General features: G+C 45.8%; 12 protein-coding genes and 2 pseudogenes. All 14 read right to left on the minus strand.

Annotated elements, in window-relative coordinates; all coding sequences use genetic code 11:
* The 14 genes and pseudogenes from MusilaSJ_RS24085 to MusilaSJ_RS24135 all read right to left on the minus strand — a co-directional run bounded on the left by MusilaSJ_RS24085 (position 1) and on the right by MusilaSJ_RS24135 (position 15,081).
* Positions 1-3,645 carry a DUF6443 domain-containing protein gene (locus MusilaSJ_RS24085; RefSeq protein WP_274987310.1) on the minus strand — a complete coding sequence of 1,215 codons (3,645 nt, stop codon included), beginning with the start codon at positions 3,643-3,645 and terminating at the stop codon, positions 1-3.
* A gap of 19 nt (positions 3,646-3,664) precedes the next feature.
* A complete protein-coding gene (locus tag MusilaSJ_RS24090; RefSeq protein WP_274987311.1) occupies positions 3,665-6,601 on the minus strand; it encodes a hypothetical protein in 2,937 nt (978 codons plus the stop codon).
* Between the two features lie 22 nt (positions 6,602-6,623).
* Positions 6,624-7,304 (minus strand): hypothetical protein, encoded by a 681-nt coding sequence (locus MusilaSJ_RS24095; RefSeq protein WP_274987312.1) that lies wholly within the window; start codon positions 7,302-7,304, stop codon positions 6,624-6,626.
* A gap of 599 nt (positions 7,305-7,903) precedes the next feature.
* Positions 7,904-7,975, minus strand: a pseudogene (locus MusilaSJ_RS28140) (DUF2695 domain-containing protein); the annotation flags it as partial.
* A 528-nt stretch (positions 7,976-8,503) separates the two neighbouring features.
* The gene (locus MusilaSJ_RS24100) at positions 8,504-9,001 is read right to left on the minus strand and encodes a hypothetical protein (protein ID WP_274987313.1); all 498 of its coding nucleotides are present in this window, start codon (positions 8,999-9,001) and stop codon (positions 8,504-8,506) included.
* Between the two features lie 271 nt (positions 9,002-9,272).
* Positions 9,273-10,322 carry a hypothetical protein gene (locus MusilaSJ_RS24105; RefSeq protein WP_274987314.1) on the minus strand — a complete coding sequence of 350 codons (1,050 nt, stop codon included), beginning with the start codon at positions 10,320-10,322 and terminating at the stop codon, positions 9,273-9,275.
* A 196-nt stretch (positions 10,323-10,518) separates the two neighbouring features.
* The gene (locus tag MusilaSJ_RS24110; RefSeq protein WP_274987315.1) at positions 10,519-10,710 is read right to left on the minus strand and encodes an alpha/beta fold hydrolase; all 192 of its coding nucleotides are present in this window, start codon (positions 10,708-10,710) and stop codon (positions 10,519-10,521) included.
* Between the two features lie 433 nt (positions 10,711-11,143).
* The gene (locus tag MusilaSJ_RS24115; RefSeq protein WP_274987316.1) at positions 11,144-11,506 is read right to left on the minus strand and encodes a hypothetical protein; all 363 of its coding nucleotides are present in this window, start codon (positions 11,504-11,506) and stop codon (positions 11,144-11,146) included.
* Positions 11,487-12,239 carry a hypothetical protein gene (locus MusilaSJ_RS24120; protein ID WP_274987317.1) on the minus strand — a complete coding sequence of 251 codons (753 nt, stop codon included), beginning with the start codon at positions 12,237-12,239 and terminating at the stop codon, positions 11,487-11,489. The genes MusilaSJ_RS24115 and MusilaSJ_RS24120 overlap by 20 nt, the downstream gene beginning before the upstream one ends.
* Positions 12,240-12,365: 126 nt before the next feature.
* Positions 12,366-12,485, minus strand: a pseudogene (locus MusilaSJ_RS28145) (glycosyl hydrolase family 95 catalytic domain-containing protein); the annotation flags it as partial.
* Between the two features lie 422 nt (positions 12,486-12,907).
* Positions 12,908-13,516 carry a serine hydrolase domain-containing protein gene (locus tag MusilaSJ_RS24125; RefSeq protein ID WP_342457034.1) on the minus strand — a complete coding sequence of 203 codons (609 nt, stop codon included), beginning with the start codon at positions 13,514-13,516 and terminating at the stop codon, positions 12,908-12,910.
* A complete protein-coding gene (locus MusilaSJ_RS28150; protein ID WP_446725121.1) occupies positions 13,497-13,718 on the minus strand; it encodes a serine hydrolase in 222 nt (73 codons plus the stop codon). Before MusilaSJ_RS28150 ends, MusilaSJ_RS24125 begins: the two co-directional genes overlap by 20 nt.
* A gap of 129 nt (positions 13,719-13,847) precedes the next feature.
* Complete coding sequence (locus MusilaSJ_RS24130; RefSeq protein ID WP_274987318.1) at positions 13,848-14,750, minus strand: nuclear transport factor 2 family protein; 903 nt, start codon at positions 14,748-14,750, stop codon at positions 13,848-13,850.
* The gene (locus tag MusilaSJ_RS24135) at positions 14,740-15,081 is read right to left on the minus strand and encodes a hypothetical protein (RefSeq protein WP_274987319.1); all 342 of its coding nucleotides are present in this window, start codon (positions 15,079-15,081) and stop codon (positions 14,740-14,742) included. The genes MusilaSJ_RS24130 and MusilaSJ_RS24135 overlap by 11 nt, the downstream gene beginning before the upstream one ends.
* Positions 15,082-15,110 lie beyond the last annotated feature (29 nt).

The following is a 15,110-nucleotide window of genomic DNA, read 5'->3' on the forward strand; positions in this document are numbered from 1 at the left end:
TTAATTAACTACTTTAGGTTTAAAGCCCTGCAAATGTAAGTGTGTTTTATGGTTTGAGTGAATATGACTCTCTTTTGCCGATTTCGTATGTGGTAACAAGGTACCATCAGGCCGTCTTTCAGAAACCATATCTTTCCAACCATATTTGTATAAGCCATTGTTCAGATCTGTTTGTTTTTCCAGATCCAAGTTTTTCGCGCCTACCATTGTAGCAGCGCCATCTTCATTAGTATTTACATAGCGCAAATCACCATTTTTGCCTTGCTTATGAGAAACGCTTGGATCTGGTGACGAACCGTCAGCTAAGCTGAATTGGACTACTGTAAGATTACTAACATTCGCGTCGGATGCAGCACCAATTAATGCAGCTACAGCATCGCCACGCATATATGCTTTTTCTTCATTGCCATCCTTTACAGATATTGAGAAAGATGTACTTGGGTCTTTTCCATCGTAGGTGATGTCCTGAAGCTGGTCTAATCCGTTCTCGTTTTTATCTAAGGTTGCAACCTTTGCATAAGACCTTATAACGTTATTGCCTTCCTCCTTCGAAGAGGTTTCAAGATAGAAACTATCTGTTTTATCATCAGTAGTTTTTTTATGAATAGTACCATCTTGACGAATTAGGTAATCGTCGAAAAACATCCCATCAACGTCTACAAACCGAATCGGGTTTAACCCTCCATAACTATAGGGACTGAAACGTCTGGCTTGTTCTGCAAGTGGATCAACCGTTGTAAAACGTCCAATTACAGGGTCATAAAACCTCGCGCCATAATCGTATTGATCTGTCAGGTCCGTTTGAATCTCTTTCCCGTTATAAAGATAACGGTTGTTGTTGGAATAGTTATAAACCGAATTCCTCAACCCAAAGGGATGATACTCGTCCTCCTGGACCCGGCGTGCCGTGCCTGCCGATGGGTCCTTGTCAAATGATAGCCGTACGTTACCCAGGTGGTCGCTTAGGTTATACGTATAGCTCCAGGAATTGCCGTTAGGAACCGCTCGTCCTTCCTCTGTCTGGATATAACTGATCGCTTCATTGGCAATGGTGGTGCCGTTGTAAACGATGCCATTGATGTAATCCCATCTGTCATTGCTCTCCGTATTGCTCAGTTTTTGACCTGTATAATCATAAACATAACTGGCCAGCGTCGTGCCACCCTGTGTTACTGTTTGCGGCAGGTTGAACAGGTTGTAAGCGATAGTTTTGCTGCCGCCATCGCTTGTCGCGTTACCGTTGGCATCATAAGCATAGCTCCGGAATGCAGCCCCACTGTTGGTTACCGTTTGGAGCTGGTTACTGGCATTACTGTTATAATAGGCATATACCAGCGTGGCCGGGTTCGGCCCTGTACGCGTTAATGCATTGATATTGCCCATCAGGTCATAGCTCAGCTGCTCACCCATGGTGCTTCCTCCTGCCGAGGTTCCGCTTAGCAACCGGTTCAACTGATCATAGCCGTATTTGAACACCACATTTGAGGCTCCTGTCTTCGTATACGTCATTTCCGAGATGTTACCATTATATTGGTTGCTGAACGTATTGTCGGTAGGCTTATTATAATACAGGTTTTCACTGAACAGCCCGGCCTGTGAAGATTGCAGCCAGCCCCGCTCGTTATACCGGTAATTTACCGTTTGCAAGAAGGAGCTTCCGCCATTCTCACTGTGAAGCCCCTTGCTCTTTAACTGCCCGATCTCGTTATAGTCCAGTTTGCTGAGCATTACATAGGCTGGCGGCGTATTGCTTCCGTTCCAGATCGACTCCAGCGTTTGTGTTTTACGGTTCATGTGGTCATACAGGATCGTATCCCTCACGGTTACAGACGGGATGGTGGCATTAGCTACCGTAAAATGCTGCCGCGTTGTTTTAGTTACATTATTACTGAAATCGTATTTACTGTCGATTACATCATAATTATTCAGGTTTGCTATCGCGGTAGTTCCGCCCAGGTAATGTTCGCCACAGGTCCTGATCAAATGCCCGAGATCATCATAGTACGACACTTTATACAATACCGCGGCGCTGCCCGTTACCCAAGTCTTGCTGCAGGTTAGCAATCCTTTGGTCATCGTACTTGCCGATGCCCGGTAATCATAAGCCGCAGGCAGTGAAGCAAAGTCGCCAAATGTATAGTCGTCATAGTAGTTCACCGTCAAAGTTCCCTGAAACCCAGTTGTTGGCCAGGCCACATTGGTTGGATATCCACCCGATGGCCGGCTTTCCCATAGTGCTCCACTGAAGCTGGTCACCGCTGCCTGTACGCCGCTTCTCGTGATTGCCGTTCCTCCGTTATTCCAGGTTCCTGTCCACAGTACACGTCCCAGCGCGTCGTATTTCATAAAAGTCCATTGATTGGTCAAACGCTGGTTGCCATCTTGCGTAGCTACAGCCTGGTCAAGCTTGTTATAAACAGTATATTCCCAGTCCTTGCCCGGCAATCTTTTTTGCACAAGCCGGTTACGGCTGTCATACTGGTACTGGTAACACAGGTTGTTCAGGGTGGTTATATTAGCAGCGCTGGTAATGCCCGCATCAGCCCCGCTTTTCGGCGGTAGAACGAAAGATAGGTTTCCCAGGTCATCATATACATAATAAGTCGACAGTTGTTGCAATGCCCCGCCGCTGAATAGGTATGTCCGTTTCAGAACCACATGTCCGGTTTTATCTTTGTATTCCTCGGTAGTACCGCCCCTGCCGCTCTTCCAGTTTTCATCCTTGCTCACTGTTACGGACAGTTGTCCAGCCTGGTAATAGTTACCTGCCGTGTTTCCATAATTCAGCGTGCGGCTCTGGTCGCTGTTGATATCCGCTCTATACAGGATCACCTGTCTGCTCAATGCAGTGTCTGTTCCGCTGAAAGCATTGATATTATTCGTCAAATAATCCAGCTTTACCGTATGTCCCGTCGTATTACCTGTGATAGGTTGCCAGTCTGGACCTGGCGCTCCTTGCTCTGTCACCCGGTTTAATGGCGAGGGCTCAAAATTGGTCAATGACCAGGGGGATGAATTATAAACTATGCCGTTACTTTGCTGGCTCCCCGATACCGCCGCACCTCCCGGATAATAGAAATTAGTCGGCCCCGTTGTCACCCCGTCAGTCTTATAGCTGCCATTGGCTGTGGTAGCCGAGTAAGGCAGGTATTTCTGAGCTTCCCTGCCATACTGGTCATACGCAAAGGGCTGAACAATATCCATGGCTGAAGGCGAACCTTTTACCTGTACTGTTTGCAGCGGTCTGCCCAGCCCGTCGAAATACTGCACGGTCTGCATCAGTTCACAGGTACCCCGGCTCGCAAAATCTCCCGTGTTTACGCCTGTACCCGCATTCTTAAAACCGCTGATGCGGGGAACCGAGGTCAGGATATAATTTTGACTTACGCTGAAGGACGAGTTCAGCGGCTGGCAATCAGGATTGGCTATATACAGGCTCAAACTGCTGCCCGAAGCTGCCGTAAAGCTGAAGGTCGGGCTCAGCGTGATGCTGCTGTAACTATAGTATGAACCCGCTGTGGGTGTTCCTGTCATCGGAGCCGTTACCAGTGTTTGTGCCTGAGCGCTTATGCCCCAGAGCATGAAGCACAAAGCAGCATAAAGCTGCCTGAGCTTTAGTTTTATGGTGATATGGAGATTGTCCATGATGATTATGTTTTAAGGTTTACTGGTTTTGATAATGATAATCGATGTGCTTGACGATATTCTGATCCTTATCCTTAATGTTCATCAAACGCTGAAAGCTGTCATACTCATAATAAGTGGTTTGACCTTTGGCGTCTGTAGCACTCTTCATACCTACCAATGGCACATAAGTATAAGTGGAGACCTGTGCCGCAGCCAGGCTGGACGCGGATCTGAGCGGCGCAAGGAAAGCATTTACAGCAGCATCTGTCGGTGATACATTGTCGCGAAAAGTTTGAACAGCACTCGCTCCGCCAAGTACTGTCACTACCGTATTGTAATCTGCATTACTGATCTGGGCAATCGGATAATTTCCGCCATATCCATAGATATAACAGGTTGCAGAACCACCATCTTTTGATACACTCTGGATATTGCCTTTGTTATCATATCCCTGGAATTGTAACCTCGGGTCAAAAGCCGCAGCAGCGGTGCTGGTATACACGGTTTGAGGGTTAAGAATGTTGTTACCCCAATCGGCATAACTATAAAGCATGGAACTTAGCGGGATGGTACTGTTTTTAAATGATGTTCTTTCGACAAGCGTGGTTAACCTGTTATTAGTTTTTAAAGTATTAACCATCGTTTGCTGAGCCGAGGTCAGGTTAGGGATACTGCTGCTTGTCGGATAATAGAAATTGGTTAGGTAACTATCGCCATTACTGGCTGTGACCGTTTGACGTGTCATATTATAGGGGGCGCCTATATCCCCATAATCATTGACAGTCGTTTGTGTAATCGTTCCGTTATTCTGATAATCTACTTTATTTTGATCCATCAATACATTTGCTAGCGTATTGATCTTGTAGGGAGCGACCAGGAAAGGTACCGGCGTCGGAGTAGCATATTGAAACCAATAATTATAAATAGAATAGGCACTGCTCCAGTATTTATTATCTGCTATTAATCCCTGGCCGCTATCCGCGACAATATTTGCCGCCGGGTTCACGATTAACCCCTGTACGTACGAGCTGAGCGGGCCGTTATTATCATATGAGTTAAAATGATAGTTCTCTTCTGACAGTAAGGTATAACCGGAACCATTGTTTTTATAAACTTCCTTTTTAACCAGATCAGGTGCCGGACAAACCAAACTGTTGAGGTTTTGCAGAAAATCAAGGTTATGACCCAGGTTGCTGATGAAATAAACGTCGTTAGGAAGGTATTTGTAATAATAGATGGTTTTACCGCCGTCACTGTATTCTGTTACCACATCATACCAGATACTGGTATTCATGCTGAAATACCGGTACCTGGACTGGCTGTTTACCGTTACCCTGCGAACGCTCCCTTCTGCCTCGTGACCAGAAGATGATGCATACAACATGCGTACATCCAGGAAGCTGTCATCCTCGGGATAACTGTTTAATACAGCCATACCGGATTCACCTGTACCGTAAGCATAGGTTTTGGTGATGGTCTTGGCCGAGACAGGGTCGTAAGTGTCGATTCGTCTGATCCGAAGGCCACCTCCATAATTTGCAACATTGTTATGCAGAAAAGCATGTGGCTCAAAATAGAAATTGCTCCAGCCACCGGTCGGATAAGTAATGCGCTGCAGGCTGTTACCCATCATGGCTGTCGTATCGACATCTTTATTAGCCCCCGAAAAATACTTATCCTGATAAACTGTAGTGTTACCGGTGCTCGGATTAGTTAACATCATCGGCAGCGTCATTGCCGGAATCATTGTGGTATTGCCCTTATTATTAAAATATCCCCAGCGGTCCTGGTCAAAAATATTATAAGCAGGAAGGTGCGGGCGGTATTGCATTTTGTAGGTGCCCTGACCACTAATATTTACTGATTCAAGGTTCGTTGATGTACTGTTTACGGAAACATCGATGTTCTTTATGATAATGCTCTGATCGCTGTTATAGATCTTGATGTTTTGCAAATACCCCTGATTAACAACGGTGCTGTAAGTAAACTTCGCGCTTCCTCCGGGAAATGTAATGGTCGAAAGGGTCATTTCGGTCCCGTTGCTGTCATAACCTGCTGAAACATTCTCACTGCCGTATTGCGCGCCGAGGTCGGCACCTCCGGGGATCCCGTAAAGATCGGAGGTCATCCTGAAATCAACCCCGATCGTTGTGAAATTGTCCCATATGGTTTCATACTGGTTGGGCGCTATTGCAGGACCATTCGCGACAGATGTTTGATATTGAAATGTTATCGCGTTGTTTTGGCCGGGTAAGCTAATACTTTTGAGCATCCAGGAAGTAATGTCCGTATTCGGCCCGTTAACATATTCTACGGCTCCACCTACCAGTCCGAAATCGTAAACGATACCTTTATCGTCGGTAACCGTAAATCCATAACTCAGGTCAGAACTGTTTACAGGTGTAATTTTTATCGGGGCTGCAGGAACTGAAACCGCGGAAAAGGCGCTGCCGTTCCATTGTACAATAAAACTGCCGTTGTAATTAGGCAGGTGAACCGTGAAAATATCAAACTGTCCGTCGATACCATTTGTCGGAATTTCACCACCTGAAAGCGTAGAAATCTGGGAAAGATAATCGGCATCCTGGTTCTGGGTTTGGATATTGTTTGTCCGGTACATATTGTCCGATTTTCCCATGATGGTCCTCGTGATCCGAAAGCCTGGAAAAAGGGACCAGCCATAGCCCAGGGTGCCGATAGATTGGCTTACTTTGATGCCCGAGGTATTATATTTCAATGACAGGGGAATATTAATACCTGGCAAGCTGATGGTATAAAGCGGGATAGAAACATTGACCGTACCGGTGGAACCATCCGCAGAATAGCCCAGGAACCGTTGAAACTCCTGCGACGTAGGGCTGGGCGGGATTATTTTCGGCACACTGATCCCGTTTGGGTCATTATACTGGGCATGAACAGTTTGGGGAAGGGCTTGTAATAACAAGCCCGCTAATAACAAAAAGATATATTTCATTGAATAAGGAATTAGGTTGGTATTAATTCTTGTGTATTTCTTTGGCCAGTGCAGCCAATTGCTGTTTTAATAGATCAAGTTGTTGCTGCTGATTTTCCTTGTTTTCTTTTAGCTCCCGGGTTTCTTTATCTTTTTCGATCAGGTAGAGAGTCAGTTCTTCGACTTTTTTCAGCAGCAATCTGTTCATCTCGCCAAGGTTCTGCCCGTCCTTCGCAATTTCATTTGCCGATGGAATTTCAGGCAGGTGCTGATTTTGATCGATGTAAGTTTTGACAGCCGAAAGGGTGGGTAATTGGTATTCTTTCTTGAACACATAGTCCGGCCATGCCGAATAGAGTTTGACGAATACGGCAGACGCAATAGCGCTACCATTAACTGCAAGTTTATAACCCGAAGGCATGGTTTGTGTACCGATGGAAAGACCATCATTAAAGATTGAATTTCCATTTACCGCGATACCGTTTGCGCCAATTTTAACGGCAAACCCAACTCCAACCACAGGATCAACGTAGCTACCGAGGTAATAGTGAGATTCGCTGGATGCAGTAATACCGCCGGCGACATCCAATTTGGTTTGAGGGGAAGTGGTACCAATACCAATAGAGTTGGTAGTAGATGTTACTGTCCCGCTTGTAGTCCATTGACCCCAAAGACAGTTCGATACCGAGACGAGTGCAATTGTAATAAAGGTTAGTTTTTTCATATGATTGATTTTGAAATGGTTATTGTTTGGCTGGTGAAGTAATGCGCACCTGACATAACATTTTCAGGAAACCGGTAACCTTCGAATAGGAAGAGCGATATTGCCAGTTTTTTAATACACCGGGAAAAACCTGTCGGATAACTTGTGATGTGCCCAGTAGTCGGATCTCGGGCATGAACAAATGATAGAATGACCGGCAGTGTTAGAACTGCTAACGGTATAAATATGCGATTCATTGGATAAAATTTAGATCGTTTGTCGAGGGGGTATTTTCCGTAGACGATCTAATGACAACCGATTTGTGATTTGATACTCATCAATGGGTGTTTATTTTATTTTTTTATTCTTATTAGGGAGGCATAAATAAATTATTAACTTCCTTCATTCTTAGTCGACAAGCGGCTATTGTGATTAGGTTCCTCTAAAAATAAAGAATAGTAAACTTTTGGTTTAACAGAATGCACTTACTATTCTTTATCATTGTATAGAGTATTTTATATAATGAAATCAAACGAGGAGAAATTAAAACGGCAACAAATAAAAAAAGAGTTCAAGCGAAAAGAAGAAGAAGTTCCAAGAGAACGCAGAGGAAACTTATTTTATAAATTTTCAAATTTTTCTTCGACATTGAATAGCACCTCACAATCGCAATAACCACCCTGTTCACGGAGCTATGAAATGACATTATGTGATGGTAGATGGTGCTTGTTTAAAAACTATTCGGCGAGAATTAAGTATGATTGCATGGAACATCACCAAGTTTATCGTTTAATTTGTCAAACAGTTCAAAAAAGTTATTCACTGGCATAGTTAGACTTGCAGCGAAGGTAAGCCTGGGTACTATCTATCTATTACAAATAAACGCCGGGCTTAATCAGCCTGGCGTTTCCTGTTCCAAAATAACATAGCTTCGTCAAATCAATTTTCAATAATTAAAGCGTGTGTATCCTCAACAACAATCTCAGGTTGGCCCCGATATTCAATCAACTTTCCCTGTACGGTAATGGTCTTATCGTCTATTTGACCCGCTAGCTTTAAAGATCAGCGATAGACCAGTCGGCTAAATGGTTTTATTGCATTATGGGCGTTTCGTCTGGCTGGCTTATAGCGCGTAGCCTGAATACCTGCGGATTAGACAATTAACGAGAGGTTGATTTCATTTACTAAAACCCATTCTGCTTGGAAAACCGTGCGACTGGTCAGAATTGAAAGAAGTCGTCCAGGTCTGGGGCGGTCTGGTCAAGATGGGGTTTCAGCGGTGTGTGGGCCAGCGGTATGCGCACAGGCACCCGAAGATGAATTGGCACCTTGCCACTGATTCGGAACCGGTCGGGAAAGACTGCCTGCGCATTGTTTCTGATCAGCAAATCCAGTGGGATATCCTGATCTACCGGTACCGTTAACTCCAGAGATACTGGTATCTTGTCTTTAATAACCATTCTTACCGGAATATCGGTTTTAAAGCGAGTATTTGTCTCCAGCCTGGCTGCCAGCAATTGATCAACTGGGATACTTGCCTTGACTCGGATCCGCGCGTGTGCCGGACCGGGCATCTCGAATCGCTGATCAACTGGGATCTGCCCGCGGACCTGTAGCTGCATTGTCTCGGGTAATTGCAGGAGCGTATCGATCGCGATGGTTTGTGCAATTGGCAGGTCAATCGGGATCTGCAGTGTGGTATGGAAAGGGATCGACATTTTACCCGGATCTTACTGTGAAGGTCCATGCCCAGCTTTACCGGCACGCGACCGCCGATGCTGATAGCGGTTTCCAGCGGAATCGTATCCGTCACGTCTGCCGTATAGCTGATGTAACTCCGGCCGATGGCGCGCAGATTGTTCGCTGCGTCCGTCAGTTTGGTCTTGCCGTGAAAGTAGACGGTGACAAGAATGACGATTAAACCGAGGGTCAACAACAGATTCAGGATGACCAGCGTCCAAAATACTTTCGGTGCTTTGAACGAAACACTCATGATTTAAAGATACCGGGTAAGAATGAGCTCAGAATAGGCGCCAGTACAGGTATCGCATATTTGATCGTTTCGACAGCGTCGAACTTCAGCTGAAGGTATTTTTCCATCCCCTCACTGGTTTCGATCCAGGTCTTGAGCTCCGCAGTGGTAGCGGGCATTGCCCCCATTTGTTTGATAATAATCGCCCTGCCGAGATCCGACAGAAGTAGTTTACAGGGGATAAAGGTCGTGGCGATAAATACCGTGAATATGAGTCCGAAAAGGGTCAGCCCATGAATGTCGAAGTACTTGGCCATATTCAGATCCTTTTCGGTCGCCATAAAAAAATATACAGTGATCATGCCCGAGGACAAAATATAACCGGTAATCATGAGAAAACACTCCATCGCTTCCTTAAGCTCGAAATATCGCTCTATGATATTTTCCTGAAATTCTTCCCGTACCAACTTCATGCAAGCGCAGCCGGAAAGGATCAGGCCCAGGACGCTCACGCCTGCGGCCGAAATGCTGATGGCCAGCAGCAGGATGATCTTCGGCCACATATGATTGAGTGGTATGGCCGGCCAGTGATAATAGCCACCGGAATTGAAAGGAACGATATATGAAGTGGAACTGATGATCATCATCAGAAGGACCAAGATCAACGAGATTACGACCTCTTTCTGGTCGATCTGTGACGTATTGAAATTCTTGCGAAGTTTTTGATAGGCCGCCAGGCCAAGGGCCACAGCCGCACCGGTATGGATGGTAAATAGCATGACCCAGGTGAAGAATTCGGGCAACTCGTTCATTATGGCATGTGTGCCAATTACGGTCGTGGTGATTTTGGTTACGGTGATTTTGCCTGCGATTTTTTTGGTTATTATGAGTGGTGTCTTTAGCGGGTAGCGCAGCGGGATCAGCGCATCTCCGCTTAAGCCAATGATATTTTCAAAAAAGAAAATGACCAGCGCGGTCAGGAAGCCCGCAATAAATCCGGAGATCATCAACAGGATCGGATTCTGATAGATCCGGTTTGCGATAAGTCTGCGATAGGACGAGGTCATTCAGATATGGATCAATACATTGAAATTACGTTGATTATCAATAGCTAATCCCATACAATATCGTATTTATAAAGCAAATAATAATGAAAATATTTTTATATAGTCGGTTGTGATAAGCCGGCGATAAAATCGGCAACGAACCTGTTTACCGCTTTCGGGTTTTCGATCATGCTCTGATGGCCTTCTGATAATAATTTTAATTGGAGCCAGCGATCTTTCGGTGCATATCGACACTCGCTTCCAGGGAAGTCAGGCGGTCGTTCTCTGCGCCGATGATCAGGATAGGGACATCGATGGAATGAAGTTGTGCCGATACATCGAATTGTTCAATCCTCAATAAGGCTTCGGCCACGGTATAAGGAGAGGTGCGTGCGGCCAGTTTGGACATAAAAAGCAACTCTCCGGGAGATTGCTTGCCTGTAAAATAAAGATAGCGGTAAAATAGTGCACCGAGACCTACGGTGTAGCAAAGCCAGCTGCAGGCCCAATACAGGGGGTAAACAGCGCGCAGCAGCCGTAACAGGTCGAGCCCCCACCTGGGCTACACTCGTATCTCTATTTCGTGTTGATTTTCAATTGTTTACGAGATGCACAAAAGGCCTGGTGGCCGTTTTGGGGTTTCACCTCTCTGACTTTTCAAAAATACCTAAAAATCAGCTATTTACAAAGGGAAAAAAATCATGGTTCCAGGTTCGAGCCGAAGCGGGCGCATGAACACTTTAGAAATCCACCCTAATAGAAAGCCCCGCTTAAAAGCGAGGCCAAATCTTTCTATTCATCTACTTTAACCGAGACCGGTCTTAAATAAAGAGGTTCTACGCCTAAGTTTGTGAAGCAACTTCTTTTGATAATTCTTTGAAAAGATCCTTAACGCGTTTTGAAGGATGAGGGAAATAGTTCAAAAGCATCGTCTCATAAATTGCAAAGTAATCCATTTTTTTAATTGGCGTGGTCGTACCTGAAAAACTGATGAAAATATTGCGATTAATATCTTCTCCAAGAAAAGCTTTATAATCCGCATCACTTACCTGATAGGCTTCTAATGCTTCTTCGTACGAAAAATCGTGATCTTTTACACTTTGACGGACAGCCATGCATCGTTGTTCCAGTTGTTGAGCAGCGTCTCCAATCAGTGTTTCGCCGATATATCCTGATTCTGTATATTTATTTCTGTCCAGTAACATAATTCTTAAATTTAGTTAAAAGTTCCGGATTATTCAAATCAATTTCACCATGCCAATGACTGCTTCTTAAAATCGATTCCATTTCCGGAATATGACTCCACTTATTTATCGGGAAAGCTCTGCCCTGAGGCTCGGCAGAATAATAACTATCAAATATTTGCTTCACTTTGCTGAACACATCTTTTTGCAGACTCAACTTCGCTGAGGCCAGTATGAGCGAAACTTCTTTTTTATCAACTGCAACAAAATGTGCCCTTGCCCAAACAAAACCGCCATCTGCAAGAGCCGCATGAACTTTGATAAGATCAACGCCAATATTGAGATATTGTTGCAGTCCGTAACTCAATATTGCCCTCCCATGACCTCCCTTGCGAAACGGCCCGGGAATTCGAAAAAAGTCATGTATCGCGATCTTCCCAGACACATCCTTGATCAAAGTCCTAGAAAGCGCCAGGCCATCGTCCGGGTCATCACTATCTTCAGAAAAATACTGTATTACTAATTCAAAGGGATTTGTCTCATTATAGCTAATGATCTTTGTCAATTTCTTCGTTGACATTTTTTTTAGCATATCGTCAATCTCTTTAAGAAATTTTAAAAGCTCTAAGCCTGGAAAATGAGACTTTATAAAGTCGGGCAATGTCAACTTAATCCGCGGTGCATATATCACATACCCCAGTGCCTCACAAGCCTTACATTCTACTTCATCAACAATATGTTTAGTTACGGACATAGATCAGGCTTTAAATAGTTACACAAATATAGCCAGTTCAAAGCACTTTAAGATATTTCCCGGTTTACCGGGCTTATGTAATCGACAGGTACACGGTAAACGGAAATTTCTGCCTTGAAAATAATCCGCATGATTGCCATTTTTCAATCGTGCCCATAGGTTAATTTTCCAGGCTAATGACCAGCCGGTGCTCTCGTCTCCACGTTGGTTAAGAAAAAGAAAATACGCTCCCAACACGTCGTCGGTAGCGGCAGCCGATGAAAAGGAAGAAGATTTTCTTTTCAAAACCGAAGGCTCGGCCTTGGGGTCATGACTCGCTTATCAGAAATTTGCGGCAAGAAAATGCGGGCTGGTGCTTATATAGATAGCCTAAATGAGCGAAGCCGTAAAAAAGAAAGCGCGGCGAAGCCGGGCTTTACCGTGTAGGAAACGGCCGAATGGCGCAACTGAATGGAACGAGGGACGAGTGAAGAAACGAAATGGGGCGCGAATGAGGCGGCTGTAATGCCGGCTTATTGCAAGTTAGGCCAGGCTCTATCATTGTCCCAGTCGTATTGTAAATAAATGACTATAAATCAGTGCAAATAGGTCTGCGATCACTTCATTCATGGGCACTGCCTGTCCGTTGGAAGTATAAGCCAAGGTTAGCCCGTCTGCCGAAACATGGGTCAGCGTAGAAAGGAAGCTGTCCATCCCTCCGTATGTCCATATGCAGGTTGTTTCGGGCAATCCATGACGACCAGGTCCATACCGAAGCCATCGGTCTGATGTTTCATTAAAGCCAAGCCACGTTGACCGACCAACTTGCCGTTAAATAAAGCATCCGCGAACAGTGCCAGGTCGTGGCTGGTAGAAATGACGGCACCGGCACCTTGTGGGATGCTCCAGTCAGTTTCCGGTACAGGCTTCCAGCCCCGATCATAGCGATAGCAAAAACTTTCTTCCGGCCGCGTACCGCGCTGAGTCGCATAATAGGTATGCATTAGATGTAAGGGCGAGGCAATCCGCTCCTTTAGTAACTGCGCATAAGGTTTGCGCGTTACCTTTTCGAGAATAAAACTTAGCAGGATATAGCCTGAATTGCTGTAGGCAGAACGGCTTCCCGGCGCAAAGTCGATGGAGCTGTTTTCAATCAGGCGCAATACTTCTTCCTTATTATGGGGTTCCCGTATCCAGTAGTCAAAGCCGGGGATGTTTTTAATGTCGCTTAGGCCGCCACGGTGGTTGAGCAGGTTGGCGATGCTGATCTTGTCTGCGTTAGTATTTTGGGGAACCAGCGGCCGATCTTATCTTCCAGGCGCAGGCGCTTTGCTCGATCAGTTGGAAGATCATGACCGAGGTAAAAATCTTGGAGATCGAGCCGATACGGTAAGCTGTCGTTAAGGTGGCCGGGCGGCTGTCCGTTTTACTGACCTGCCTGAACCCGTTAACATGGCTATAAACGATCCCGCCGTGCTGCGATAGCGTCAGCGACCCCATATACTGGTGCCGGGCATTAAAGACTGTCCAGCAGGCTATCTAAACGCTTTGGCTGGATATGGAGCGTTTGAGCTTTTGAATTTGACACTGCTGCCGTTATACAGAGTGCCAATAAGAAATAGGCTGGTTTCATCGGTGATCGTAGCTGATGACCCTGGCCAGTTGCCAGCGGCCGTTCTCCTGATGCCATACATTGATAAAATTAGCCGTAGCGGTCAGTTGCTCTTTGCAGTTAAGGGACGTATAGAAACGGTGTACCCCGATCTCTAAGGCACCATAACCGTTCAAGGGATAGACTTGCTGACTGCCTTGTACCAGTTCGCGTCGAGAGAAGTTCGCTGCATCCTGGAAATGCTTTTCAAAGTTTTCCATATTATCTGTATAATGGCTCAGCCCGCCTTTATCATGGTAGAACTCCAAATTCCTGGCGAACCATTTTTTGAATTCGGTAATGTTCCGTTGATTATAAGCGGCGAAAAGAGAGCTGTCTGCGGCGGTGACTTGTTTATATAAAGGATCGTTCTTCGCCGCGGCTTCCTGCGGGTCGTGGGTCGCGATCTGATAGTCCATTTCACGGCTGATCTGCCAGTCACCTTTTTGGAGTTTCCAGATACGGGTAAAATGGGATTCCTCGACCAGTGCTTCGGGCTGGACACCTGCGCTCAGGTAAAAACGCTGGATGCCGCTTTGCGTGGCATAATCCGGTGCGACCAGGCTCGCGGCGTCGCTGCCGGCCACCAGTTCCCGGCGGACTTGGAATTGTGCGGTTTTCACCGCGCAGCGGCGGGCGATGTTCCCGACAAATTCAGTCCGGCTGGTCAGGTTCGACGCTTTGCCATCTCCTTTGTCCTGGCTGTACTGGAAATCGGCCGCAAAAGTAGCCTCGACCTGTTTAAGGTCGCAGGTCTTCAATACCGCATCGAAGAGCAGGCTGTCTTTCACCCTTAGTTGTGTTTTTAGATTCGTTTGCGCATAAACGGCGTTGATACCGAAAATAGCGTCAAGCATTATCATGATGAATTTAGCGTTCATGGTTCTTTTTGTTAATGAATAAATAATAAGTCAAAAAGCCTCCGGCCAGGAACACCGCCTCGATGCCAAAGCCCAGGGCGGAGTTATCGTTATCGAACGGGACAAAATTGTCGATGATCAGCCCGATGCCGCCTGACAGCAGCAGCAATCCCCATTTCAGCGCTTCCCGGCCCGGTTTCCAGAGGTCGCGGATCAGCCCAAGGAGGCTTTCATCCGCGGGATGTGTATCCAGCAGCTGTTTTTTCAGCCGGTAGCTGAACCAGTTGGCCAGCACGATCCCGATAATGGCTAATGCGGCGATCAGGACGATAAAAGGTGCAATATTTTTCATGTTTTGAATTCTTTGTTTACCCGTTAGTC

This window comes from Mucilaginibacter sp. SJ, assembly GCF_028993635.1.
Lineage (GTDB): Bacteria > Bacteroidota > Bacteroidia > Sphingobacteriales > Sphingobacteriaceae > Mucilaginibacter.

Coding starts and splice junctions, on each gene's coding strand:
- MusilaSJ_RS24085 (WP_274987310.1), bottom strand. CDS start 3,645: ATGGACAATCTCCATATCACCATAAAACTAAAGCTCAGGCAGCTTTAT.
- MusilaSJ_RS24090 (WP_274987311.1), bottom strand. CDS start 6,601: ATGAAATATATCTTTTTGTTATTAGCGGGCTTGTTATTACAAGCCCTT.
- MusilaSJ_RS24095 (WP_274987312.1), bottom strand. CDS start 7,304: ATGAAAAAACTAACCTTTATTACAATTGCACTCGTCTCGGTATCGAAC.
- MusilaSJ_RS24100 (WP_274987313.1), bottom strand. CDS start 9,001: ATGTCGATCCCTTTCCATACCACACTGCAGATCCCGATTGACCTGCCA.
- MusilaSJ_RS24105 (WP_274987314.1), bottom strand. CDS start 10,322: ATGACCTCGTCCTATCGCAGACTTATCGCAAACCGGATCTATCAGAAT.
- MusilaSJ_RS24110 (WP_274987315.1), bottom strand. CDS start 10,710: ATGTCCAAACTGGCCGCACGCACCTCTCCTTATACCGTGGCCGAAGCC.
- MusilaSJ_RS24115 (WP_274987316.1), bottom strand. CDS start 11,506: ATGTTACTGGACAGAAATAAATATACAGAATCAGGATATATCGGCGAA.
- MusilaSJ_RS24120 (WP_274987317.1), bottom strand. CDS start 12,239: ATGTCCGTAACTAAACATATTGTTGATGAAGTAGAATGTAAGGCTTGT.
- MusilaSJ_RS28150 (WP_446725121.1), bottom strand. CDS start 13,718: ATGGGGTCGCTGACGCTATCGCAGCACGGCGGGATCGTTTATAGCCAT.
- MusilaSJ_RS24130 (WP_274987318.1), bottom strand. CDS start 14,750: ATGAACGCTAAATTCATCATGATAATGCTTGACGCTATTTTCGGTATC.
- MusilaSJ_RS24135 (WP_274987319.1), bottom strand. CDS start 15,081: ATGAAAAATATTGCACCTTTTATCGTCCTGATCGCCGCATTAGCCATT.